This is a genomic window from Roseobacter sp. HKCCD7870 (genome assembly GCF_037830315.1).
Lineage (GTDB): Bacteria > Pseudomonadota > Alphaproteobacteria > Rhodobacterales > Rhodobacteraceae > M30B80.
In genome coordinates this window covers 1,623,346-1,646,502 of record NZ_JBBLYO010000001.1, presented here as the reverse complement: position 1 = coordinate 1,646,502, position 23,157 = coordinate 1,623,346, and the positions used below count along the sequence as shown (strand labels likewise).

Below are 23,157 nucleotides of genomic sequence, written 5' to 3'. Positions count from 1 at the left end.
ATCAAGCAGTCCAAACGGATCCCCACGCATCCCTTGCCCTATGTGCCGTCAGAAAACGAAAAGGTCTGATCCATGAGCTATAATATCATCCGCCCCACAGCCGAGGCGCAAACCCTCACCGACCCAGCTGTTCTGACACAGCTGCGCGAAGATCTCACCCGTGACGGGTGGGTCATTCTCCGCGGGTTTGACGCTGATATGTCCAAATTCAGTGCCCTCACGACCGCCTTGTGCAAGAAGATCACGTTTGACCCCGCCCGCGAATATGGCGAAAAAAACACGCAAAAGGGTGGATGTGTGAAGATAATAAAACTATAAACGATTGATTTTATTTTATTTTTAATCGTTCTTTGGTGCCCAGGAGGGCAAATCACAAAATGCTCAAAATGCTAAAACGGGTCCTGCGATAGCAATTAGATGCGGGAACGTTCAGGCCCCGCAACTTAACCAGCAGCAGAAACACCCCAAGGGGGTTGGTATGTATCATTTAATAATATCGCTTAACCATTGTGCGGTATGCGGTATGCGTGCCATTTCATCACGGACTTCGATGATCAAGTGAGGGGCCTCATCAAGAGCCTCAATCGCTTTTAAAATGGGCTGCCAATTCAGCCGTCCCTGTCCAGGGTGCCAATGGCGATCTGCATAGCCATCTGCATCTTGCAGGTGAACATGACCCAAATGACCTGCTGCTGCGGTAATGAAGTCGACCATAGGCGGCGCAGTAAATCGACCATGCGCCAAATCGGCATGGCCTGTATCAATCGACACTTTCAGGTTCGGATGAGCGATCTCTTGAACAAGCGCTACGCGCATATTGGGGTCAGTGTCTTCAATATTTTCAATGACCAAATCACACCCAATATCGGCCGCGCGCGGCAAGACGCCAGCAAGGCAGTCTGCTGCGGCAGCATTCATGGATGGAATGGCACTTGGGTAATTATAACGATTGAGCAAATCCCAATAAGAAAACGGGCTGTGAACAACCATATGTTTTGCCGACAGGGCCTCAGCGATCTCTAAGCCTTTCAAAAGCCGCTGCTGCACCAGTTTTCTGATATCCTTATCTGGATTTGCCAAATCCAAACCAAAAAATGGACCATGGATCCCACGATGCCCTTTATGCCCTGAAAGCGCGCTTTTGTAATGTGCTATAATTGCAGAACAATTCCCCGCAATAAGATCAGGCGCAACGAAGTCTTGGATTTCAATGGGACGATCTTCGCTACAAATCCAATCCTTCAAGTGATCGAAGCCGTCACGAGTTACGGCCACACCAATCGCGGAAAGCGTCATGACTGCGCTCCTTTGCTCGCATAGGGATGCACTCTGCACCAAATGGCATCGTGATCTGACAAAACATCGCTCTCTTGTGTAACGGATGGAATGATGCGTCCGCCCTCGCCCCGCATGCCACGCAGAGCAAACCAATCGAGCTTCATTTTTCTTGTCGGATGGGGGGTCAGCAAACTTGGGCGCGTGGTGTACCCTTCTGGGTTCACATCCCATGAATAGCCTTGCGACCGCGCAAGATCGAACAATCCTTCCCGCTGCCACGCAAAGTCGGGTGGCATGTGATTACCTGTGTTCAAATCCCCGCCAATCACCACAGGCAGATCAGGCGCAAAATCATCAATCGCATCCAAGAGATGCTCGAATTGCGCCATCCGATGCTTATCATCTGCATTGCTTTCCAAATGGGTGGAGACAGCACAAATCGGACCTGCATCGGTTTCAATCACAGCTAGAAGCGCCATACGCCCCCCAACGCGCGGTTGGTTTGGATCAACATTCGGGCCTGTGACAAACCAATGACCATGACTGTCAAGGCGCAGCATGGCGACCCGTGTCATGGGCGCACGTGATAAAATGGCGTTTCCATGCCATCCGCGCGCATTTTCAATATCCTCGCAATAGGGTAGCTCAGTTTCACCGCCCAATCCCATTTCGAAGAATTCGACCCCATAGGCATAGGCCATGCCCATTTCTTTTGCCATTTCGGCGGTTGTATGGCGCTGCGCGGTGCGGGCCATACCACAATCCATTTCAGAGAGCAGAACCAAATCAGGAACAAAAGGCGCAAGATGGGCGGCTGATTGTTCGGGGAACAAACAACGCTCAAGGTTCCATGCAACAACCGATATCTGTGTAGGCAACTTTGAGGATGCCGCAATCCCGCCGAGTTCGACAGAATTCATCGCCTCAATTTGGCTCAGCAGCTCGATATGGGCCTGCCGCGTCTTGGGCGCACGCAGAATACGGGTGCGCATTTGCTCCTCGATAATGGGCAATTCTGACACAATCATCATGACAGTCGCAGCCCCGATTTTGCGTCAAACAAAGACACCGCGTGGAGTGGCATCGAAAAGCGCGATACCCCCGTCATGACATCATGGTCTTTTGGCACATGAACCGTGATGGGTTGTTCATCCAAGCGCCCATGCAGCAGGCGATGCGCGCCCAGTTCTTCAATTATGTCCACATGGATCGACAAAGATCCATTTGGGTCTGGCACGATGTCCTCGGGACGGATGCCCAAGGTCACTGTTTCATCAATGTCAGTTGCGGCAATGTTCAAAACCTGATCGGCGAGACGCAGGCCTGTCCCTTCGCGCGTCACCTGCAACAGGTTCATGGGTGGCGCACCCATGAAGGATGCAACAAAGGTAGAGGCAGGGTTTTTGTAAATCTCAGCAGGCGTGCCAATTTGTTCGATAACGCCACCGTTCATAACGATGATACGATCAGCCATTGTCATAGCCTCGACTTGATCATGGGTCACATAGACAGACGTTACGCCAAGGCGGCGTTGTAGGGCCTTAATCTCGATGCGCATTTGATTGCGCAATTTAGCATCGAGGTTTGACAAAGGTTCATCGAACAGGAACAGCGCAGGGTCACGCACAATCGCGCGTCCCATTGCAACGCGCTGACGCTGCCCACCTGACAGCTGGCTTGGCTTACGATCCAAATACTCGGTGAGGTTCAGCATGCTTGCTGCCTCATCTACTTTTTTTGCGATCACATCACGCGACACTGCGCGGTTTTTGAGGCCGTAGCCGATATTGTTGCGCACAGTCATATGCGGATAGAGCGCATAGTTTTGGAAAACCATCGCAATATCACGATCGGCAGGATCAATATCATTTACAACGCGATCCGCGATGCGCAGCACACCGCTTGAGATTTCTTCAAGACCCGCAATCATCCGCAGCATTGTTGATTTGCCGCATCCAGATGGGCCGACCAGAACCACAAATTCACCGTCTGCGATTGTAAAGCTTGCAGGTTTGACTGCCTCAAACCCATTGGCGTAAATTTTCTGAACTGCTTCAAAATGGACATCAGCCATTCTTTTATTCCTTTATTTATCGCTTTCAGTCAGGCCTTTGACGAACCAGCTTTGAAAAAACACCACGATCAAAACAGGCGGGATTACTGCAATCATTGCCAACAGATTGCCACGCCCATATTCGGGCAAATTCGTGCCTTCAAAGACTTGGATGATCTGCTTGATCCCCCGAACCAGGGTATACATATCCTCATCGGTGGTGATCATGGTGGGCCAGAGATATTGGTTCCACCCGTAGACGAACATGATGATAAACATTGCCGCAATCATTGTTCGCGACAGCGGCACGAGGATATCGACAAAGAATTTCATGGGCCCCGCCCCGTCAATACGCGCGGCCTCAACCAGTTCTTCAGGAACCGACATAAAGAATTGCCGAAAGAAAAATGTGGCCGTGGCAGATGCGATCAAGGGAACAATCAAACCTTGATAAGTGTTTAGCATCCCCAAAGATTGCACGATCTCATAGGACGGTAAGATCCGCACCTCCAGTGGCAAAAGCAGCGTGGTAAAAATCGCCCAAAAAGCAAAGGTTGCAAACTGAAGGCGGAAATACACAATCGCATAGGCGGCCATCATCCCCAAAACAATCTTGCCAATCGCAAATCCTATTCCGAGGATGAACGAGTTCATCAACATCGAAAGCCCTGTGTTTTCCCCCGAAAAACCAGATGCCTCGAACATGGCTTTGATAAAATTATCGTCTAATTGATCCCCGATATGCAGGCTTGGACCGCGTTGGATGATCTCCACATCAGGCACACTGGCCAACTGCAAAACCATCAGCATCGGCACCAACATGAACAGCGCACCTAAAATCAAAACGAGATGATCCATGACCGTGCTGATACGGATGCGCTTAAGGGGTTCTTGTGAGAATTTCATTGATCCGCCCTCAGGTGTAATGAATGCGCCGCTCAACCAAGCGGAACTGCACAAAGGTCAGCGCGAGAACGAGGGCCATCAACACAACCGACTGTGCGGATGAGCCACCTAAATCATTTCCACGGAAGCCATCGACATAGACCTTGTAAACGAGGGTCATTGGGTTGTTGCCTGGCTCACCTTTCACAACCGTGTCCACGATCCCAAACGTATCAAATAGCGCATATGTTATGTTGATGATCAGCAAGAAAAACCCGGTAGGTGCCAACAGTGGAAATGTGACTGTCCAAAACCGCCCTGAAGCAGATCGGTTATCAATCAAAGCCGCCTCCCGCACGGAACGCGGGATAGATTGCAGACCTGAGAGAAAAAAGATGAAATTGACGGGAACCTGCTTCCAAATTGAGGTCATGATCATTGCAAAGGCGGTGTCATTGAAATTCACCCCGACCTGAAAGCGATAGCCAAAGAGAGCAAAAAATTCGGTCAGTGGTCCCCAGCTTTGGTTAAACATGATCACAGCGATGAAGCCCGCGACAGGTGGGGCCACGGCATAGACCCACATTAACAGCGTGCGATAGGTCTTTGCGCCCCGGATTACGCGGTCAGCTTTGACCGCCAAGACCAAAGCAATGGCGAGTGAGAAGAAGGTCACAATCGCCGTAAACCAAACTGTGAAATTTGCGATTTTCAAATATTCGCTGTTGCGAAAGAGACTTTGATAATTGCCCAAGCCCACGAAACTAGAGCCAAATCCAAAAGGGTCTTGTAGATAAAAGGATGATTGAACGGCGTATCCTGCGGGCCAATAAAAGAACACCGCAATAATGGCCAATTGCGGAAGCAATAATGCAACGGGCAGCCAGATGTTGGAAAAAAGTGCACGCTTCATGAAATGACCTCACGAAAGGAAAACGGGCGCATCGAATATGCGCCCGCTCCGAGGAATGTCAGGACTTAACCCTGGGTCTGTGCAAAGCGAGATAGAAGCTCGTTCGCTTCAGTCTCAATTGCGTTGAACGCATCTTCTACGGAGGTTTCGCCCGTCAGGATGCGGCCATATTCACGGTTCATCACATCACGGATCTGAACATAAAAGCCCATGCGGTAGCCGCGTGTGTTATCACCCGATGGCAAAGAAAGCTGCTGGATGCCAACCTCAGCTGCGGGGAAGCGGTCGTAATGGCCATCTGCTTTCGCCATGTCATAGGCTGCAGTGGTGATTGGCACATAACCCGTCTCGCGGTGCCACATATACTGCACCTCAGGCGAGGTCAGATACTCGAAGAAGGCTGCAGTGGCCGCATTTTCGGCATCAGATTTGCCTGCCATTGCAAACAAAGACGCGCCACCAATAAAAGTCTGGGTTGGCGCCGTGGTAACAGCTTCCCAATAAGGCAAGAAACCTGCCGAGAAATCGAATGGCAAATCAAGCTTCGACAGGCCACCGAAAGACCCCGAAGAGCCGAGCCAAATCGCAACCTTACCCTCTTCAAATGGGGTCTGGTTGTCGCCCCAACCTGTGCCATACCATTCAAAGAACCCGCGCTCTTGCCAATCAGTCAGGGCAGTGAAATGTGCGCGAATTGCTGGGTTATTCACAAGGATTTCAGTGTCGATGCCATCATAACCATTGTTGTTGGTTGCGAAGGGCAGGTTGTGACGTGAGAAGAAATTTTCGGTGAAAATCCAAGGCAGGTGAGATTGGGCCAAAGGAATGTAACCAGCTTCAACCAGCGCTGGTGCGGTCACATCTTGAAATTCTTCCCAAGTGACCGGTGGGGTGACGCCTGCTGCTTCCAAGGCCTGAACATTGTAATACATGATAGGCGAGGAGGAGTTGAACGGCATCCCGATCATCTTACCATCGCTGTCCGCATAGAAATACCGCACGCCCGAGATGTAATCTTCGATATCGAAGTTCACACCATTGGCTTCCATCAAATCCTGAACGGGAACGGTTGCGCCCTGCGCTGCGATCACAGTCGCTGCACCTGCGTCAAACACCTGAAGGATATTTGGCTGCTCGCCCGCACGGAATGCAGCGATGCCTGCAGTTAGAGTTTCTTCATATGTGCCCTTGAAAACAGGGGTAATCACATAATCACCCTGACTTGCGTTAAAATCTTCAGCAATTTGGTTCACGGTTTCACCCAGGGCGCCACCCATGGCGTGCCAGAATGTGATCTCAGTTTGCGCAACAGCAGCAGTCGACATCATCGTCAAACCAGTTGCAGCAGACAAAATTAGACGTTTCATTAGTTTTTCTCCAACAGAAACGCTGCAGGCATTCGCCTATTTGCTAGGACTAAATACAGTCCTGCCCCCACAGCATGAAAGTATCAGTGCGCCACGCACTGAAGCGATCGGTGATCGGAAGACAGAAAAAGCCCCTGCCTTTCGGTCAGGGGCCTACTGCCAGCTCAATATTAAACTTTGTTAACGGTATCATTTCAGAATTGTGAAAATGGGAGCCCCAACGGTTTAATGTCCCAGACCGCCTCAATTCCAGGCAAATATGTCCAAACAGCACTGCAAACGCTACGACTATAAAATTATTGGCATCAACGTCAGAGCCCCCAAGAGCCGTAAGGTTGAGCAGCCTCATCTGACTGTGCCAAGTTAATTGAGCGAGGATTGATTGAGAAAGATCAGCGTGACGCGTTGATGGCAAATTCCTGAAGATACTTGCCAGCCCTGCCAACTTGGCCAACTACTTAGTTGACAGGGTTGGTGGGGTTGGCAGGGTGGACGGTTTACAAACATAGTAAACGTCGCCAACTAAATTTCACAACGTATGAACTGAAGTTATAAATTTGAATATTTGATCAAAACATAACCACAGTCCAATAGCCAAATTCACTATCAATCGTCAAATCAACACGAGGCAACTGAACCGATGAGTTTTTCGGCCAGATGGAGGCCATCTCGTGAATACACTTCTGATTGAACAAAATAATATCCGCACTGCGCCGCTTTATGAGTCTGGACTGGTGCATATGCGTGACAGCTATCGCGCGGCATTTGGCGCAGAGATATCCTTTCTACCGCCGCGCTTGGTTTTAACCATGGCCGATGCCGACCAAATCACCTGTGCAGCGGGCATTCGCACCCATGACGAAGGGTTCTTTTCACAGCATTATCTTGACCAACCCATTCATGAACGCCTGAGCCTGCAAACGGGATGCAATGTTCAACCGCACGATGTCCTAGAGGTCGGGGGGCTTGCCTGTCGGTCACCTTTTGCCATTTATCCAACCTTGCGCACAGTGTTCCAATGGGGTCAGTCACAGCAGATTGGCTGGGGTATATTCACGGCCACCCGCCAGATTAGGCGGCTTTTGTCGCGCGCCAAAATCACCCCGATCCTGCTCAGCAAAGCCGAAGCTGCCTGCGTGCCGCATGCGTCCCAATGGGGCAGCTATTACGAGCAAGACCCTTGGGTCTGCGCGTTCCGTGATCCTGCCCAAGTCGCGGGTCACGACCTGGCCACGGCGAGGGCTGTGTAATGGTCGCGTCAGTCTTTGCAGCCATCGCCAGCACGGCCAGACAAAGGCCTGAGGCCATCGCACTTGGCCAAGAGGCGCGGACAATTACCTATGGCGCTTTGCAGGGTTTCCTTGCCGCCTGCCGCCCCTATTTGCAGGGGCCACAACAGGTGATTGGCATTGCCACATCTGATCCACTAGAGGCTACATTGGCAGATCTGGCGCTAACCGCGTGCGGTCATATCAGCGTGCATCTGCCCCCGTTTTTTTCCACCACGCAAAAAGCGCATATCATCAAAGCCGCAGGCCTGACCGCGGTTATTGGACAGGACCAGCCTGACCTTCCCCAGATTACCCTACCCGCGCCACCTGCCGCGCATGATGATCTGGAAGATTTTCAGCCAATCGCGGGTGCGAAACGGATCATCTTCACCTCAGGCTCTTCAGGGACGCCTAAAGGTGTGGTTATCGGCGAAACACAAATGCAAACCGTGATCACAGGGCTACGCGATGCGATCGCGCCTGATGCACGGGATGTGCATCTTTCACTTTTGCCAATGGCGCAGCTTTTGGAGCAAATCGCGGGTCTTTATACGCCGCTCTCATGTGGCGCTCGCATTGAATTTTGCGCAGCGGCGCTCGTAGCCCTGTCGGGCGGCGAACCACAGCCCTTGATCACGGCGATGATAAACAGCAAACCCAGCACAACCATTCTTGTGCCTACTCTGCTATCGGTCATCGTAGCACATCTGAAATCCAAAGGCATCAAAGCGCCCGACAGTTTTCGCTTTGTCGCAGTCGGGGGCGCGCATACGTCCCCCACATTGCTCGAACAGGCTGCTGATCTCGGACTTCCCGTCTACGAAGGTTACGGCCTGTCAGAATGCGGCTCGGTCGTGGCGATGAACCGCGTGGGCGCTTTGCGTCACGGCACAGTTGGAAAAATCCTATCAGGCGTGAACGCTTGGATTGATAACGGTGAAATCGTCGTGTCTGGCCCAAGCGTTATGGAGGGCTATCTTGGCGTCCCTGCCCCTGAAGCCCCATGGCGCACAGGCGATTTGGGGCGCATTGAAGATGGGTATCTTATCATCGAGGGCCGCAAGGACTGGCTGATCGTCACCCCGGCGGGCCGCAATATAAACCCCGAATGGGTCGAAGCCTGCCTTGGTGCGGATCCGCGCATTGTTGCAGCAGGTTTATGGCAGACCCCACAAGGTGAGTTGGAAATTCTTGCCGCTTTGCGCGGGAACATCACCCCAGAGCATATCGCAATCCATCTCGCAGCATTGCCAAGTTACGCCCGCCCAACTTCGGTGATCATGGTTCCTGCCAATCTACCAAATCTATTGAAAGCAGGCGGCGGCATTGCTCGCAATATGCTGTCCGAATTGTCGAAAACCGCCCCGAAATTTTCCCTCACCTACCCAGCAAAGGAATGTGCTTAATGTCGTCCCATCCACCCTTAGCTGTCATCACAGGCGCAGGTTCTGGCATTGGCCGCGCACTTGCCCTCGAAGCGGGGCGAGCAGGCTACGATCTGGTTTTGGTTGGTCGCCGTCTTTATGCACTTGAGGAAACAGCGGCACAGATCCCAGGCGTTTCCGTGGCTGTGATCGATGCTGACATCACCCGCCCCGAAGATCGCCTTCGTCTCTGTGATGCAATCGGGGATGGGTTGGATCTACTGATCAACAATGCCGGTTGCCTGAGCGTAGGACGGATCACCGATCAACAAGATGAAGACATTACGCGCCTGATGGAGACAAACCTAATCGCGCCGATTTTGCTCACGCGCGACCTGATCCCTGCCTTGGCACGCCGTAAAGGGCATATCGCCAATATCGGCTCAATGTTTGGGATGATCGCTTTTCCTTATTTCACAAGCTATTCCGCGAGCAAATTTGCCTTGCGCGGCCTGTCCGATGCACTTCGCCGCGAATTAGAGGAATATTCCATCACCGTCAGCTATATCGCGCCGCGCGCCACACGGACACCGGCACAATCGCAATTTGACCACCTCATCGCACCCTTTGAGATGAAATTAGATAGTCCCGAACAAGTCGCGCGCAAAGCATGGCGCGGCATCACCAAACGGCGCAGCACTGTTTACCCAGGCATGGCTGAACGGATTTTTGCGGGGCTCAATGCGCTCATTCCCGCGGTGGTGGATAACGCCCTTATCAAGCAGTCCAAACGGATCCCCACGCATCCCTTGCCCTATGTGCCGTCAGAAAACGAAAAGGTCTGATCCATGAGCTATAATATCATCCGCCCCACAGCCGAGGCGCAAACCCTCACCGACCCAGCTGTTCTGACACAGCTGCGCGAAGATCTCACCCGTGACGGGTGGGTCATTCTCCGCGGGTTTGACGCTGATATGTCCAAATTCAGTGCCCTCACGACCGCCTTGTGCAAGAAGATCACGTTTGACCCCGCTCGGGAATATGGCGACAAAAACACGCAAAAGGTTGATGCAGGCACGGGGCCTATCGGTCTGCATACTGAAAACGGCAACACACCTGTTTGCCCAGATATTGTTGCCTTCTACAGCCCAATCGCCGCCTTTGAAGGCTCGCAAACAACAATTTGTGACGGGCGCGCCGTGTTTGAAGGCATGACCGAGGACCAAAAAACCCGTTGGCAACAACCGATGGTGGTTGAACGCTATTTGCCCGAGGCTCTTTGGAAACGCTATCTTGCCAACGAGCATCCCGCGATTTCCAGCCCTGACGAAGTGACCGAACGTCATATTGAGGAATTCCGCGCCTTTATTCCAAACCAAGATTTTGACCTCTTGGAAGATGGCGGGATGAATTATCGCCTGACCGTATCGCCAGTGCGCCCCTCAAACCTGTCTGGGGGTCAGGGTTTTGCCAATGCGATGCTTGGCCCATCTCACAACTATGCCCCCCCACGCTATTACTTCGCAGCAGATGATGTGGTCAGCGCAGAGGAAATTGGCCAATTGGCTGAATTGGCTGAGACGCATACCCACGAGATCAACTGGCAAGATGGCGATATCGCCGTCTTGGACAACACCCGCGTGATGCATGGGCGGCGTGAGATCATGGATACAAACCGCCAACTCTTTATTGGAATGGGTAGCGTTTGACGCGCGCAGAGCCCGACCTTTAAGCCTTAGGAGACTTCCCAACATGAAATATCTTAAACAAGCGACAATGATCTTTCTTTTGGCCACAGGCGCAGCTTCGGCTGACCCGATCGAGGGGCTGTGGCGCACCGCGCCCGATGATCATGGCGATGTTGGCTATATCCGAATTAGCGCCTGCGATGCGGCCTATTGCGGAAGGTTGGAGCGCGCCGAAAACAGCTCAGGCCAAGCCATTACGCCCGACACGATTGGCACCATGATTGTCTGGGATCTAACCCCTTCAGCCAATGGCGCCTATGAGGGACGCATCTACGCGCCTGATCGTGATAAAGAATATATGTCGCGGCTTGAATTAGCCGCGAACCAGATCACTGTTAACGGCTGCGTCCTTGGTGGCTTGATCTGCCGTAATGGCGGAGAATGGGTGCGGGTCGAGTAGCCAAATATGCAAGAAAAGAGTCTACTTTCTTGGATTTACGCCGACCTCAATAAACTCGTCTACGAAAAGTGATAAAAGCTCAACCCGTGACTTTACACCTGCCTTACCCATCAACGAGTGGGTCTGTGACTTGATAGTCCCCAATTTCACACCGCGGGCTTCAGCAATCTCGTCATTATTCATACCACGCACTATCAAGAGACCGATATCAGCCTCTGTTTTAGAAAGGCCCCAATTATCAAATTTCTGGCGAATTAACGCATCAAAATCTTCACGCAAATGGTGAAGGGAATTAGCTTGGTCACGGTTTATGCGCTGCAAGCTTCGAAGATGCATTGCCATTTGGACTAACCCAAGCACAAGTGCCAAAACGGCTGTGAGCTCAAATATTAGATGCACTAACTCAGCGTCAGAGTAAGGCAAGTTGGCACCTAAACGCGAATTAAAATCTTCTACCACATCGGTAATGAAAAATATGCTGCTAATCGCCATCAAAGCACCAGAGGCCAGGATCAGGATTTTGTTATTTTTCATATTCATTTCCTTTACTTGCATTCTCGCGCCGATTGCTAAGGCTCATAGCTCAATCAAACCCAAGTTCGATACCATTGAACTAAAGTTTAACGACAAAATTCAACATGGGTTCTAACTCGATACCTGTCAATTTGCCGCGAGGCACGCAATTTACGAGGTATCAAAATGATCAGACGCACAGCTTTACAACTTCTCTTGGGCGGCGCAGCAGCCTTGCCTATGACCGCCATGCTTGCAGGCCAAGCCCGCGCAAGTTCGAATGACGGCGGCGGTTCTGGTGCCAATGACAGCAGTTCATCAGGCAGCTTCGGTGGAAACGACAACAGCTCATCAGGTAGCTTCGGCGGTAATGATGATAACGGCACATCTGGCAGCAGCAATGGCTCAAACGGCGGTTCATCGCCAAATAGCCCCTCTGGCCCTGATGACACGCTGAGCGGCAGTTCGTCCAATGACGATCTTCTGCGCCTTCAACAGACACAAAATATTGACCAGTCCCTAAATGATGACGGGCTAGACCCCGTTTCGATGGATAATCTGGCCAATGTCTTGGCGGATTTCCAATGAGGGCGGCTATCCTGATCCTAGGCGTGGCTTTGTTGTCTGCATGTGTCGCCACGACATTTAATCGCGGCGCCACGCCTAATCTATATAGTGCATTGGACAGCCAACTTGATGGCTATAGCGGGGCCCTCGCATCAGGCGCGGGACGCTTTGAAATTGTGTCCACGCGAACAGATGGGCGCCGCCTCTGCCGTGTTGTCAATGTCGAAACGGAAGGCCGCTTTCACACCGAAAGTTTCTGCAAGATCCGCGGCGGCGAGTGGAGATAATCTGCCGTGACACTAGACTGGGGCATGATAAGGACAGCGCAACTCAAAGGCGGGGATTTTTGCCTTTATTTGCGCTGCCCTGCCCCCTTCTTACAGTTAATTGAAACCTGCCTTACGGGTTGGCAGATCGTGGAGGCGACAAACCCACCTCGATTAGACATCATTGTGACCAAGAGTGATGCGGTGCTTAAGATTTCTGGTCGCACCCAGACGATTATCAACCACAGCCCTGACCCGATTGATGCGCTGAATTATCTTTGTTTGGATCTTGCCTATTGCTGTACTGTGCAATCCTCAAATGCCACGCTTCTGCATTGCGCCGCTTTTGGGACAAAGGAGGCAACGCAAATCGCATTCGGCAAAAAGGGCGTTGGTAAATCCACCCTATCCTTTCACCACGCCTATCGCGGGGATCGCATATTCGCGGATGATCTCCTGCTCTGGGATCGCAGCAAAAATCGCTTCATTTGTCTTGGTCTGCCGCTCAGGATGCGCCGCCCCCTGCCCAAACTCGACACTGATCTTGGGCAGCGCTTCATCGCGGGCAAATCCATCGCCTATTCGCGGCGGGATGCTTTTGACATCGCGCCTGCAGGCTTCGCCTTTTTCCCCGATGAAATTGTCGAGCTGACCCCGACCCCTGCGCCAGTTCCTTTGGCGCAACTCTTGGCCCGGGTCAAAGCCTTTTCAATCTCGAAATCGCTGACCAATTTTCACTCTGAAACCCTAGAGGGGTAAATCCAATGCGCGTTTTTCGCTTCATTCGAACTCTACACAGTTGGCTTGGGTTGCTGATTTTGCCGTGGATCATCCTGTTTGGGTTTTCGGGGTTTTATTTCAATCACCAACAAGCGGTGTTAAATATGCTGCCCTCAGGCGCATATGATGAGACCGCCCTGTCCGAAGCCATGCTTGACTCACCGCTATCGGCGGCGCAGGCGCTGGCCGTGGTGGAAGATCACTTCCCCGATCTTGTCATCACAGATGCCAAGCAAACCACCTATCATGGCTTTCGTGCTTATCAGTTTTTGGGTGAACGGGCACAGGTGATTGTCGCCGCTGATACAGGGCATTTCTACCACAAAACCCGTCTCACCCGCACAATCTTTGCGCCTGATGGCACCCGATTGCATCGCAAAATCTATTGGGGTCGATTTTTATCAACCTTCCACAATCTGGGTTGGGTCGATACACGCTTTGGCACAATTTTAGCGGATATAACCGCGTGGGCCCTTATTATTTTTGGATTTTCAGGTTTGTTTATCTGGGGCTTCCCACGGCACAAGCGCTACTTGCGCGCTTTGGGTGGCCTTTGGCCAAAATAGCCCGCACATAAAAACTAAGCGGTTACACACAAAACGGGAGCAACGCGCGTGCGTGGGACGCGCGGAACTAAAAAGGTGGATAAAAGGGTGAATGTGTGAAGATAATAAAAATATAAACGATTGATTTTATTTTATTTTTAATCGTTCTTTGGTGCCCAGGAGAGGACTCGAACCTCCACGTCCATACAGACACTAGCACCTGAAGCTAGCGCGTCTACCAATTCCGCCACCTGGGCCAGTGTCGTGAGGCTGTCTGTTATATATAGGCATGAGTGCTGTCAACGGCTGTTGCATGGCTGTCGCGGATTTGGATGGGGTGATGTGGATTGCGCGCATGTCACGCTTCAGCGTGATATAATTGCGCCTTGTTTCGCTTGGGTTTGCCGCGTATCAATCGCGCAAATCCAGACCAGACGACCGAAAGGCAGAACGATGTCCAAGCTTGTGACAATTTTTGGCGGCTCAGGTTTTGTGGGGCGCTACCTCGCAAGACGTATGGCTAAGGAAGGTTGGCGCGTGCGTGTTGCCGTGCGCCGCCCTAATGAAGCAGGTTTTGTGCGCCCTTATGGTGTGGTTGGTCAGGTCGAGCCTGTCTTGGCCAATATCCGCGATGATGCTTCGGTGCGTGCCGCGATCAAAGGGGCCGATGCGGTTGTGAATTGCGTGGGTATTCTCGTTGAATCAGGGAAAAACAGGTTTGATGCCGTTCAGGCCGAAGGGGCTGCACGCATTGCGAAGATTGCGAAAGAGGAGCGCGCCGCGCGGCTTGTCCATGTGTCCGCTATCGGTGCGGATGCAGACAGCGATAGCCTTTACGCGCAATCCAAAGCCCAGGGTGAAGCAGGCGTTAAGGCGGCTTTCCCAAAGGCGGTGATCTTGCGGCCTTCGATTGTGTTCGGGCCTGAAGATCAGTTTTTTAACCGCTTTGCTGCGATGGCGCGGCTGTCGCCTTTCGTGCCTTTGATGGGGGCGGGCAGCAAATTTCAGCCTGTCTATGTTGATGATTTGGCCCAAGCGGCTGTTACCGCCATTCTTGATGATCGGTTTAGCGGAATTTATGAATTGGGCGGGCCAGAGAAGCTGAGCTTCCGCGCGTTGATTGAAAAGATGCTCAAGGTGATTGGCCGCCGCCGTGTGATTTTGAGCATCCCAAGCCTTGCTGCGGCGCCTTTGGCCTTTGGCCTTGATATGGCGCAGGCGGTGACATTTGGCCTTTTCACCAATGGTGTCCTCACCCGTGATCAGCTGCGTCAGCTCAAGCGGGATAATGTCGTGTCGCCAAAGGCAAAAACCTTGGCAGATTTCGGCATTACACCAACCGCGCTTGATACGGTTTTGCCAGAATATTTGTGGCCTTATCGCGATGGCGGCCAATATGCAGCAATCCGCGATAGCGCATCTAAGCTGCGATAAGCCCTAGCTATACGCGATCACCAACAGCACGACGCCCAAGATCACCCGATAGATGACATAGGGTGTGTAGCTGATGGTTTTCAAAAGGCGCATCATCACAGACAGGGCCAAAAGCGCCGCGACAAAGGCGAACCCTGCGGCGATGGCACCATCGCGTGCGGTGGCCATGTCTGCGGTGCCAATGACCTCAAGCCCTAAAAGTGTGCCAGAGGCGATGATCACTGGAATTGACATGAGCATCGACAACCGCGCCGCATCTTCGCGCCCGTAGCCCAGTTTTCGTGCGGCAGTGATGGTGATGCCCGAGCGAGATGTGCCGGGGATTAGTGCAAGAATTTGCGCACACCCCATAACCAGCGCATCTTTTAGCGTCCATGCCGTGGCAGGCTTCGTTTCTGTGCCTGTGCGGTCTGCCCAATAAAGCACAATTCCGAATCCAAGCATCGTCCATCCGATGACCGCAGTTGAGCGCAGTAGGTCAGAGAGGCCCGTAAGCTTGAACACCAATCCTGCCACAACCACGGGCACTGTGGATATGATTAGGCACAGTGCGAGAAACGCGCCGCGTGTGTCAATCTGGCCGCGCAGGAGGCGGAAAAACCCAAACAGCGCCTCTTTTACATCGGCCCAGAAATACAAGATGACGGCGCCCAATGTGCCGACATGCACGGCGACATCAATCACCTGACCTTGGTCGGCATGATTCATCAGCGCGGGCAATAGAATCAGGTGACCAGAGGAGGATATCGGCAGAAATTCTGTGATCCCTTGGATCGTAGCGAGAATAAAAAGATAAAACAGGCTCATGAGTTCTATGTCCCAATAAAAACGAGTCTTTTCTAAAGACTTGAATTAATGTGATATTTTTTCGAATAGGTAATGGTGCAATACCTATTTTTGTAAATCAAAGTTGCAAATTGGCCGCCAGGAATGAAAACAGCATTATATAGGTCAGTATTACTGTCTTTTATGTGGTGCGCTTTCGGAATAAGAGAAGCGCGTTGAAGATGGGAGAAGTTCCGTGGCTAAGCAACCGATGTTAAAATTTGTCTCCGTGGCTAAAGAAACGCCCGAGAAGAGATCCGCCGAAGAACGCCGTGCGGATTTTCGCGAGATCTATGCCGAGTATGCCGAGCAAAAAGCCGCGGAGCAAGCAGGCCGTTGCAGCCAATGCGGCGTGCCCTATTGCCAATCGCATTGCCCGCTTCACAACAATATTCCCGACTGGCTCCGCCTGACTGCCGAAGGGCGCCTACGCGAGGCCTATGAGATCAGCCAAGCCACAAACACATTCCCTGAAATCTGTGGGCGTATCTGCCCGCAAGATCGCCTGTGCGAAGGTAATTGTGTGATCGAACAATCTGGGCATGGCACGGTCACCATCGGCTCGGTCGAGAAATACATCACCGATACCGCATGGGATGAAGGTTGGGTGATGCCCATTTCCCCCACAACCGAGCGGGCAGAATCCGTGGGCATCATTGGCGCAGGGCCAGGCGGTTTGGCTGCCGCAGATCGTCTGCGCCGCGCGGGGCTCCAGGTGACAGTCTATGATCGTTATGACCGCGCAGGCGGGCTTTTGACCTACGGGATTCCAGGGTTCAAATTGGAAAAGCCCGTGGTGATGCGCCGCAATGAGCTTTTGCAAAAAGGCGGGGTCAAGTTCGAGTTGAACACCGATATTGGCCGCGACATCACCTTTGAGGCGCTGCGCGAAAAGCATGACTTCATCGTGATCGCGACAGGCGTCTATAAATCGCGCGACTTGGACGTTGCGGGGCATGAGGCTTCGGGGATCGTCAAGGCATTGGATTATCTGACCGCGTCCAACCGCAAAAGCTTTGGCGATGCTGTGCCTGATTTTGACACTGGCGCATTGAATGCCGAAGGCAAAAAAGTTGTCGTAATCGGCGGTGGTGATACTGCGATGGACTGTGTGCGCAGTGCGATTCGTCAGGGTGCGACCTCTGTGAAATGCCTATATCGCCGTGACCGCGCGAATATGCCCGGCAGCCAACGCGAAGTTCAGAACGCCGAAGAAGAGGGCGTGGAATTTGTCTGGTTGTCCGCGCCAAAAGGTTTTGTTGGTAATCCTGTAACAGGTGTCGAGGTTCAGAAAATGCGCCTTGGCGCGCCTGATGCGACAGGCCGTCAAAGCCCCGAGGTGATTGAGGGTGCCGATTATGTTGAGGACGCGGATCTGGTGATCATGGCCTTGGGCTTTGAGCCAGAAGATCTGCCCACGCTTTGGAGTTGCGCAGATTTGCCTGTCACCCGTTGGGGGACGGTAAAGACCGATTTCCATAGCCATGAAACGGCATTGGAAAACGTCTATGCCGTTGGCGATATTGCGCGCGGGGCGAGCCTTGTTGTTTGGGCGATCCGTGATGGCCGTGAAGCAGCGGATGCGATCCTTGCAAAAGTTGCAGGCCACGGCGTGATAGCGGCTGAGTGATCCGATATGGCCCGTCTTGCGCATAGCATCGCACGTCACTTGACCCTTCTCGCATCGGCGGGCGGGGTCATTGGTGTTGCGGCGATGGCGCAAGCGGCGCAAATCACACCGCCTGCGGGGTGCGAAGCCTTCCTCACGGTTCAAAGCCGCGGATGCATGGTCTCGCATTATTGGACCTGTGAGGGTGATCCTGCGGGTGAGCATTGGCGCCTCAGCCTAGATGTCGATGGGCCAATGTCACTATCCCATACGGATCGTGAGTTTCGGTGGCTTGAATCGCTTGATCTTCGCACGGGCCTTCGGTCGCACTTGGTCCAACCTGAAATTGACCCCGCAAGCCTTAGCGAATTGCTTGAGACAGGGCGGGACAGTTTCACTTTTTCGCTGTCTGTCTCAGAAGGGGACGCGCCCTTTACCCGCGATTACAGCGGTTTTGACGCTCTTACGGGAGATACAGTTGAGATTGACGGTGAGGTTTTGGCACGCACGGAATTTGCCTATACCGAAACCACGCCAGACGGCACACGCAGCACTGTGGGAAACCAATATACAAGCCCCTCTTTGCGGATGTTCTTTGGCGGCACCGAGACGCTGACCCTGCCAAATGGGGAAGAAATCTCCTATGACGCAAGCCCCGTTGATTTTGCCCGTCCCAATGAGGCGGGATTTCTGAATGCACTGCCGCTTTATGATTGCGGTGATGTTTTATCCTAGGGTCTCGGCCCGTTTCGTGCATCCCGAAGATGCCCCTTCCGAAAGAAAGGTATGAGTGATGACCCAGTTTGATGCCGAATGGGTGGCCGCAGAAGAGGCCAAGCGCGCGTTTATGGCCGAGCATGGTATGTATTCCCGTGAGGAGGAACATTCCTCTTGTGGTGTGGGTTTGGTCGTTGCTGTCGATGGCAAACCTTCACGCCGCGTGGTGGAAAACGGGATCAACGCGCTTAAGGCCGTTTGGCATCGCGGCGCTGTGGACGCGGATGGAAAGACAGGTGATGGCGCAGGCATCCATGTGCAAATCCCTGTGCAGTTTTTCTATGATCAAATTCGCCGCACAGGCCATGAGCCTGCTTCTGACAAATTGATTGCAGTCGGTCAGGTGTTCTTGCCGCGTTCGGATTTTGGCGCGCAAGAGCGGTGCCGCACGATTGTCGAAACCGAAGTTTTGCGGATGGGGCACTATATTTACGGCTGGCGTCATGTGCCTGTTGACACCGCTTGCCTTGGTGAAAAGGCCAATGCAACGCGGCCCGAGATTGAGCAAATCTTGATCCGGAATGAAAAGGGCATCGATCACGAACAATTCGAGCGCGAGCTTTACGTCATCCGCCGCCGCATTGAAAAAGCTGCTGCGACCGCAGGCGTGGGGCAACTTTATCTGTGCTCTCTTTCCTGCCGTTCGATCATCTACAAAGGTATGATGTTGGCGGAACAGGTGTCGGAATTCTATCCCGACCTTCAGGATGAGCGGTTTGAATCCGCCTTCGCGATTTACCACCAGCGGTATTCAACCAACACATTCCCACAATGGTGGTTGGCGCAGCCATTCCGCATGTTGGCCCATAATGGCGAAATCAACACGCTCAAGGGTAATGTGAACTGGATGAAGAGCCATGAGATTCGCATGGCATCCACCTATTTCGGGGATATGGCCGAAGATATTAAGCCGATCATCCCGCAAGGGTCGTCTGACTCTGCCGCTTTGGACGCTGTGTTCGAGGTTTTGGTGCGCGCAGGTCGCAATGCGCCAATGGCAAAAACCATGCTCGTTCCCGAGGCTTGGAGCCAAACCGCCAGCGAATTACCGCAGGCATGGCAGGATATGTATTCCTATTGCAATTCGGTGATGGAGCCATGGGATGGCCCCGCCGCCCTTGCAATGACCGATGGACGTTGGGTTTGTGCGGGTCTTGACCGAAACGGTCTGCGTCCAATGCGCTATGTGGTGACGGGCGATGGGATGCTGATTGCGGGCTCCGAGGCAGGTATGGTGCCCGTTGACGAGGCGCGCGTGATCGAAAAAGGCGCGCTTGGGCCTGGTCAGATGATTGCGGTCGATATGGAAACGCAAAAGCTATTCCACGATACCGAGATCAAGGATGCCTTGGCTGCGGCGCGCCCGTTTGGCGACTGGGTCGGCAAGATCACGGATTTGGCCAAGGAAACCGAAGGGCTTACAGAAACGGCGATTTTCTCAGGCGAAGATCTGCGCCGCCGTCAGGTGGCTGCGGGCTATACGATTGAGGAATTGGAACATATCCTTGCACCAATGGCCGAAGATGGCAAAGAGGCCTTGGCCTCTATGGGCGATGATACGCCAAGCGCGGTTTTGTCGAAGAAATATCGCCCATTGAGCCACTTCTTCCGCCAGAATTTCAGTCAGGTGACGAACCCCCCGATTGACAGTTTGCGCGAATATCGGGTGATGAGCCTTAAGACGCGCTTCGGCAACCTGAAGAATGTGTTGGACGAAGATAGCAGCCAAACCGAGATTTTGGTTCTCGACAGTCCTTTCGTGGGCAATGCGCAATTTGACGCGATGGTAAAGCATTTCGGCTATGCCGTGGTGACGATTGACGCGACCTTTGCTGCGGGTGCGGATAAAAATGGCTTGCGTGATGGGCTGGAGCGAATCCGCCAAGAGGCCGAGGATGCAGTGCGTTCGGGTGCTGCGCATATCGTGTTGACCGACCGGTTCCAAAGCGCAGAAAAAGTCGCGATGCCAATCATCTTGGCGACAAGCGCGGTGCATTCGTGGCTGACGCGCAAGGGTTTGCGCACATTCTGCTCGCTCAACATCCGATCAGCGGAATGCATTGACCCGCATTATTTTGCGGTTCTGGTGGGTTGTGGGGCAACTACAGTGAACGCCTATTTGGCAGAGGATTCGCTGGCGGATCGCATTGAGCGCGGTCTGTTGGAGGGCACTTTGACCGAAGCGGTCGCACGCTATCGCAACGCGATTGACCAAGGCTTGTTGAAAATCATGGCCAAAATGGGGATTTCAGTGATTTCCTCATATCGTGGTGGTTTGAACTTCGAGGCTGTGGGTCTGAGCCGCGCCATGGTTGCGGAATATTTCCCCGGCATGACGAGCCGCATTTCGGGCATTGGCGTTTCGGGCCTTCAGAAAAAATGTGAAGAAGTCCACGCGCTTGGTTGGTTGCAGGGCGATGGAATCCTTCCAATTGGCGGTTTCTATAAATCCCGCCGTTCGGGGGAAACCCACGCTTGGGAAGCGCAGTCGATGCATATGATGCAGATGGCCTGCAACAAAGCCTCGTTTGAATTGTGGAAACAATATTCCGCCAAGATGCGCGCCAACCCGCCCATTCATTTGCGTGACTTGTTGGACATTAAGCCTTTGGGTCAGCCCCTTGCGATTGAAGAAGTGGAATCCATCACCTCAATCCGCAAGCGCTTTGTCACGCCGGGCATGAGCCTTGGGGCGCTTAGCCCCGAGGCCCATAAGACGCTCAACGTAGCGATGAATCGTATTGGCGCGAAATCCGATAGTGGTGAAGGCGGTGAAGATCCCGCACATTTCACACCAGAGCCCAATGGCGACAACCCAAGCGCCAAGATCAAACAGGTCGCATCGGGCCGCTTTGGCGTTACAGCGGAATATCTGAACCATTGCGAGGAGTTGGAGATCAAGGTCGCACAAGGTGCCAAGCCGGGTGAAGGCGGTCAGTTGCCTGGTATGAAGGTGACAGATTTGATTGCGCGCCTTCGTCACTCGACCAAAGGTGTGACGCTGATCTCGCCGCCGCCGCATCACGATATCTATTCCATCGAAGATCTGGCGCAGCTGATCTATGACCTCAAGCAGATCAACCCCCGCGCGAAAGTCACCGTGAAATTGGTGGCCTCATCGGGCGTTGGCACGATTGCGGCGGGTGTCGCCAAGGCAAAGGCGGATGTCATCCTAATCTCAGGCCACAATGGTGGAACGGGTGCAAGCCCCGCGACCTCGATCAAATATGCGGGTCTGCCATGGGAGATGGGCCTGACCGAGGCGCATCAGGTCTTGTCGATGAACAACCTGCGCGACCGAATCACCTTGCGCACCGATGGTGGCCTGCGCACAGGTCGTGACATTGTCATGGCAGCCATGATGGGGGCCGAGGAATATGGTATCGGCACGGCTGCGTTGATTGCCATGGGATGTATCATGGTGCGCCAGTGCCAGTCGAACACCTGCCCCGTGGGCGTTTGCACGCAAGACGAAAGCTTGCGCGCTAAATTCACAGGAAACGCAGATAAGGTTGTCAATCTGATCACCTTCTACGCGCAAGAAGTGCGCGAGGTTCTGGCAGAGATTGGCGCGCGCAGTCTTGATGACGTCATTGGCCGCGCCGATTTGTTGACACAGGTCAGCCGTGGTTCGGCGCATCTTGATGATCTTGATCTTAACCCCATGCTGATCACAGTCGATGGGGCGGATAAGATTGTTTATGATCGCAATAAGCCGCGCAACTCTGTGCCTGATACGTTGGACGCACAGATCGTGGCGGATGCAGCGCGCTTTTTGCAAGATGGCGAAAAGATGCAACTGTCCTACGCTGTGCAGAACACGCTACGCACCATTGGCACGCGGACATCTAGCCACATCGTGCAGAAATTCGGGATGCGCAACAGCCTTCAACCAAATCACCTGACGGTGAAATTGGAGGGTTCGGCAGGGCAGTCCTTAGGGGCCTTTGCAGCGCCCGGACTGAAACTTGAGGTGTCGGGTGATGCCAATGACTATGTGGGTAAGGGCCTGTCGGGTGGCACGATTGTCGTGAAACCCGCTCAAGTCAGCCCTCTGAAGGCCTCTGAAAACGTCATTATCGGCAACACTGTTCTTTATGGCGCCACCGATGGCTATCTCTTTGCAGCGGGTCGCGCGGGTGAGCGCTTTGCGGTGCGTAACTCAGGCGCCAAAGTCGTGGTTGAGGGCTGTGGCTCGAACGGGTGTGAATATATGACAGGCGGCGTTGCCGTGATCCTTGGGTCAATTGGGGCCAATTTCGGCGCGGGTATGACGGGCGGTATGGCCTATCTCTATGACCCAAGTGGCGAGGCTTTGATCAATATGAACTTTGAGACATTGGTGACTTGCCCCGTCACAGTCGCACATTGGGAAGAGCAGTTGCTTGAACTGATCACCCGCCATCATGCGGAAACGGCCTCGCAGAAAGCGGATATGATCCTTAAGAATTGGGAGAGTGAGAAGGCAAACTTCTTGCAGGTTTGCCCCAAGGAAATGCTCAATAAGCTGGCCCATCCGATCAGCCTTGAAGCGGCGGCTGTGCCTGCTGAATAATCCAAAA

At 53.0% G+C, this 23,157-nt stretch carries 21 protein-coding genes and 1 tRNA gene; 13 read left to right on the top strand and 9 right to left on the bottom strand.

Features of this window, described 5'->3' with window-relative positions; all coding sequences use genetic code 11:
• The first annotated feature begins 72 nt into the window (after positions 1 to 72).
• Positions 73 to 318: a hypothetical protein gene (locus AAC637_RS08305; protein ID WP_340303107.1), complete on the top strand. Its 246-nt coding sequence runs from the start codon at positions 73 to 75 to the stop codon at positions 316 to 318.
• Between the two features lie 165 nt (positions 319 to 483).
• On the opposite strand, the gene AAC637_RS08300 is transcribed toward AAC637_RS08305, so the two are convergent.
• The 6 genes from AAC637_RS08300 to AAC637_RS08275 form a co-directional block, all read right to left on the bottom strand.
• Positions 484 to 1,296 carry a sugar phosphate isomerase/epimerase family protein gene (locus AAC637_RS08300; RefSeq protein WP_340303106.1) on the bottom strand — a complete coding sequence of 271 codons (813 nt, stop codon included), beginning with the start codon at positions 1,294 to 1,296 and terminating at the stop codon, positions 484 to 486.
• Positions 1,293 to 2,309 (bottom strand): endonuclease/exonuclease/phosphatase family protein, encoded by a 1,017-nt coding sequence (locus tag AAC637_RS08295; RefSeq protein ID WP_340303105.1) that lies wholly within the window; start codon positions 2,307 to 2,309, stop codon positions 1,293 to 1,295. Before AAC637_RS08295 ends, AAC637_RS08300 begins: the two co-directional genes overlap by 4 nt.
• Positions 2,306 to 3,352, bottom strand: coding sequence for a sn-glycerol-3-phosphate ABC transporter ATP-binding protein UgpC (gene ugpC, locus AAC637_RS08290; protein ID WP_340303104.1), 1,047 nt, complete (start codon positions 3,350 to 3,352; stop codon positions 2,306 to 2,308). The genes AAC637_RS08295 and ugpC overlap by 4 nt, the downstream gene beginning before the upstream one ends.
• Before the next feature lie 12 nt (positions 3,353 to 3,364).
• Complete coding sequence (locus AAC637_RS08285) at positions 3,365 to 4,237, bottom strand: ABC transporter permease subunit (RefSeq protein WP_340303103.1); 873 nt, start codon at positions 4,235 to 4,237, stop codon at positions 3,365 to 3,367.
• Between the two features lie 10 nt (positions 4,238 to 4,247).
• Positions 4,248 to 5,129, bottom strand: a complete 882-nt coding sequence (locus tag AAC637_RS08280) for an ABC transporter permease subunit (RefSeq protein ID WP_340303102.1) — start codon at positions 5,127 to 5,129, stop codon at positions 4,248 to 4,250.
• Between the two features lie 65 nt (positions 5,130 to 5,194).
• The gene (locus AAC637_RS08275; protein ID WP_340303101.1) at positions 5,195 to 6,496 is read right to left on the bottom strand and encodes an extracellular solute-binding protein; all 1,302 of its coding nucleotides are present in this window, start codon (positions 6,494 to 6,496) and stop codon (positions 5,195 to 5,197) included.
• A 671-nt stretch (positions 6,497 to 7,167) separates the two neighbouring features.
• On the opposite strand from AAC637_RS08275, the gene AAC637_RS08270 reads away from it, so the two are divergent.
• From AAC637_RS08270 to AAC637_RS08250, 5 genes are read left to right on the top strand one after another with little or no spacing between them, the layout of a single operon-like run.
• A complete protein-coding gene (locus tag AAC637_RS08270; RefSeq protein WP_340303100.1) occupies positions 7,168 to 7,746 on the top strand; it encodes a thermostable hemolysin in 579 nt (192 codons plus the stop codon).
• Complete coding sequence (locus tag AAC637_RS08265) at positions 7,746 to 9,173, top strand: AMP-binding protein (protein ID WP_340303099.1); 1,428 nt, start codon at positions 7,746 to 7,748, stop codon at positions 9,171 to 9,173. The genes AAC637_RS08270 and AAC637_RS08265 overlap by 1 nt, the downstream gene beginning before the upstream one ends.
• Positions 9,173 to 9,976 carry an SDR family NAD(P)-dependent oxidoreductase gene (locus AAC637_RS08260; RefSeq protein WP_340303098.1) on the top strand — a complete coding sequence of 268 codons (804 nt, stop codon included), beginning with the start codon at positions 9,173 to 9,175 and terminating at the stop codon, positions 9,974 to 9,976. The genes AAC637_RS08265 and AAC637_RS08260 overlap by 1 nt, the downstream gene beginning before the upstream one ends.
• A gap of 3 nt (positions 9,977 to 9,979) precedes the next feature.
• Positions 9,980 to 10,840 (top strand): TauD/TfdA family dioxygenase, encoded by an 861-nt coding sequence (locus tag AAC637_RS08255; RefSeq protein WP_340303097.1) that lies wholly within the window; start codon positions 9,980 to 9,982, stop codon positions 10,838 to 10,840.
• 43 nt (positions 10,841 to 10,883) lie between these two features.
• Positions 10,884 to 11,279, top strand: a complete 396-nt coding sequence (locus tag AAC637_RS08250; protein ID WP_340303096.1) for a DUF2147 domain-containing protein — start codon at positions 10,884 to 10,886, stop codon at positions 11,277 to 11,279.
• A 21-nt stretch (positions 11,280 to 11,300) separates the two neighbouring features.
• Here the strand turns inward: AAC637_RS08250 and AAC637_RS08245 are convergent, their stop codons facing one another.
• Positions 11,301 to 11,813 carry a helix-turn-helix transcriptional regulator gene (locus tag AAC637_RS08245; protein ID WP_340303095.1) on the bottom strand — a complete coding sequence of 171 codons (513 nt, stop codon included), beginning with the start codon at positions 11,811 to 11,813 and terminating at the stop codon, positions 11,301 to 11,303.
• Positions 11,814 to 11,978: 165 nt separating this feature from the next.
• Here AAC637_RS08245 and AAC637_RS08240 point away from each other — a divergent pair, with 165 nt between their 5' ends.
• From AAC637_RS08240 to AAC637_RS08230, 3 genes are all read left to right on the top strand, one after another.
• Positions 11,979 to 12,380: a hypothetical protein gene (locus AAC637_RS08240; RefSeq protein WP_340303094.1), complete on the top strand. Its 402-nt coding sequence runs from the start codon at positions 11,979 to 11,981 to the stop codon at positions 12,378 to 12,380.
• A 431-nt stretch (positions 12,381 to 12,811) separates the two neighbouring features.
• Positions 12,812 to 13,384 (top strand): hypothetical protein, encoded by a 573-nt coding sequence (locus AAC637_RS08235; protein WP_340303093.1) that lies wholly within the window; start codon positions 12,812 to 12,814, stop codon positions 13,382 to 13,384.
• 5 nt (positions 13,385 to 13,389) lie between these two features.
• On the top strand, positions 13,390 to 13,971 hold the full coding sequence (locus tag AAC637_RS08230; RefSeq protein ID WP_340303092.1) for a PepSY domain-containing protein: 582 nt from the start codon (positions 13,390 to 13,392) through the stop codon (positions 13,969 to 13,971).
• A gap of 149 nt (positions 13,972 to 14,120) precedes the next feature.
• Here the strand turns inward: AAC637_RS08230 and AAC637_RS08225 are convergent.
• Positions 14,121 to 14,207 (bottom strand) — tRNA-Leu (locus tag AAC637_RS08225).
• A 196-nt stretch (positions 14,208 to 14,403) separates the two neighbouring features.
• Between AAC637_RS08225 and AAC637_RS08220 the strand changes: the two genes are divergently transcribed.
• Positions 14,404 to 15,384 carry a complex I NDUFA9 subunit family protein gene (locus AAC637_RS08220; RefSeq protein WP_340303091.1) on the top strand — a complete coding sequence of 327 codons (981 nt, stop codon included), beginning with the start codon at positions 14,404 to 14,406 and terminating at the stop codon, positions 15,382 to 15,384.
• Positions 15,385 to 15,387: 3 nt separating this feature from the next.
• On the opposite strand, the gene AAC637_RS08215 is transcribed toward AAC637_RS08220, so the two are convergent.
• Positions 15,388 to 16,191, bottom strand: a complete 804-nt coding sequence (locus AAC637_RS08215; protein WP_340303090.1) for an undecaprenyl-diphosphate phosphatase — start codon at positions 16,189 to 16,191, stop codon at positions 15,388 to 15,390.
• A gap of 214 nt (positions 16,192 to 16,405) precedes the next feature.
• Here AAC637_RS08215 and AAC637_RS08210 point away from each other — a divergent pair, with 214 nt between their 5' ends.
• Genes AAC637_RS08210 through gltB form a run of 3 tightly spaced genes read left to right on the top strand, consistent with a single transcriptional unit; the run spans position 16,406 to position 23,150 of the window.
• Positions 16,406 to 17,839, top strand: coding sequence for an NAD(P)-dependent oxidoreductase (locus tag AAC637_RS08210; protein ID WP_340303089.1), 1,434 nt, complete (start codon positions 16,406 to 16,408; stop codon positions 17,837 to 17,839).
• A gap of 39 nt (positions 17,840 to 17,878) precedes the next feature.
• Positions 17,879 to 18,553, top strand: a complete 675-nt coding sequence (locus tag AAC637_RS08205; protein ID WP_340303088.1) for a hypothetical protein — start codon at positions 17,879 to 17,881, stop codon at positions 18,551 to 18,553.
• Between the two features lie 58 nt (positions 18,554 to 18,611).
• Positions 18,612 to 23,150, top strand: a complete 4,539-nt coding sequence (gene gltB / locus AAC637_RS08200; protein ID WP_340303087.1) for a glutamate synthase large subunit — start codon at positions 18,612 to 18,614, stop codon at positions 23,148 to 23,150.
• Positions 23,151 to 23,157: the final 7 nt, after the last annotated feature.

Excerpts from the sequence above, each read along its gene's own strand:
- AAC637_RS08265 (WP_340303099.1), top strand. The coding sequence starts at position 7,746 with ATGGTCGCGTCAGTCTTTGCAGCCATCGCCAGCACGGCCAGACAAAGG.
- gltB (WP_340303087.1), top strand. The coding sequence starts at position 18,612 with ATGACCCAGTTTGATGCCGAATGGGTGGCCGCAGAAGAGGCCAAGCGC.
- AAC637_RS08260 (WP_340303098.1), top strand. The coding sequence starts at position 9,173 with ATGTCGTCCCATCCACCCTTAGCTGTCATCACAGGCGCAGGTTCTGGC.
- AAC637_RS08255 (WP_340303097.1), top strand. The coding sequence starts at position 9,980 with ATGAGCTATAATATCATCCGCCCCACAGCCGAGGCGCAAACCCTCACC.
- AAC637_RS08285 (WP_340303103.1), bottom strand. The coding sequence starts at position 4,237 with ATGAAATTCTCACAAGAACCCCTTAAGCGCATCCGTATCAGCACGGTC.
- AAC637_RS08220 (WP_340303091.1), top strand. The coding sequence starts at position 14,404 with ATGTCCAAGCTTGTGACAATTTTTGGCGGCTCAGGTTTTGTGGGGCGC.
- AAC637_RS08300 (WP_340303106.1), bottom strand. The coding sequence starts at position 1,296 with ATGACGCTTTCCGCGATTGGTGTGGCCGTAACTCGTGACGGCTTCGAT.
- AAC637_RS08305 (WP_340303107.1), top strand. The coding sequence starts at position 73 with ATGAGCTATAATATCATCCGCCCCACAGCCGAGGCGCAAACCCTCACC.
- AAC637_RS08245 (WP_340303095.1), bottom strand. The coding sequence starts at position 11,813 with ATGAAAAATAACAAAATCCTGATCCTGGCCTCTGGTGCTTTGATGGCG.
- AAC637_RS08215 (WP_340303090.1), bottom strand. The coding sequence starts at position 16,191 with ATGAGCCTGTTTTATCTTTTTATTCTCGCTACGATCCAAGGGATCACA.
- AAC637_RS08240 (WP_340303094.1), top strand. The coding sequence starts at position 11,979 with ATGATCAGACGCACAGCTTTACAACTTCTCTTGGGCGGCGCAGCAGCC.
- AAC637_RS08280 (WP_340303102.1), bottom strand. The coding sequence starts at position 5,129 with ATGAAGCGTGCACTTTTTTCCAACATCTGGCTGCCCGTTGCATTATTG.
- AAC637_RS08275 (WP_340303101.1), bottom strand. The coding sequence starts at position 6,496 with ATGAAACGTCTAATTTTGTCTGCTGCAACTGGTTTGACGATGATGTCG.
- AAC637_RS08295 (WP_340303105.1), bottom strand. The coding sequence starts at position 2,309 with ATGATGATTGTGTCAGAATTGCCCATTATCGAGGAGCAAATGCGCACC.
- AAC637_RS08250 (WP_340303096.1), top strand. The coding sequence starts at position 10,884 with ATGAAATATCTTAAACAAGCGACAATGATCTTTCTTTTGGCCACAGGC.
- ugpC (WP_340303104.1), bottom strand. The coding sequence starts at position 3,352 with ATGGCTGATGTCCATTTTGAAGCAGTTCAGAAAATTTACGCCAATGGG.
- AAC637_RS08230 (WP_340303092.1), top strand. The coding sequence starts at position 13,390 with ATGCGCGTTTTTCGCTTCATTCGAACTCTACACAGTTGGCTTGGGTTG.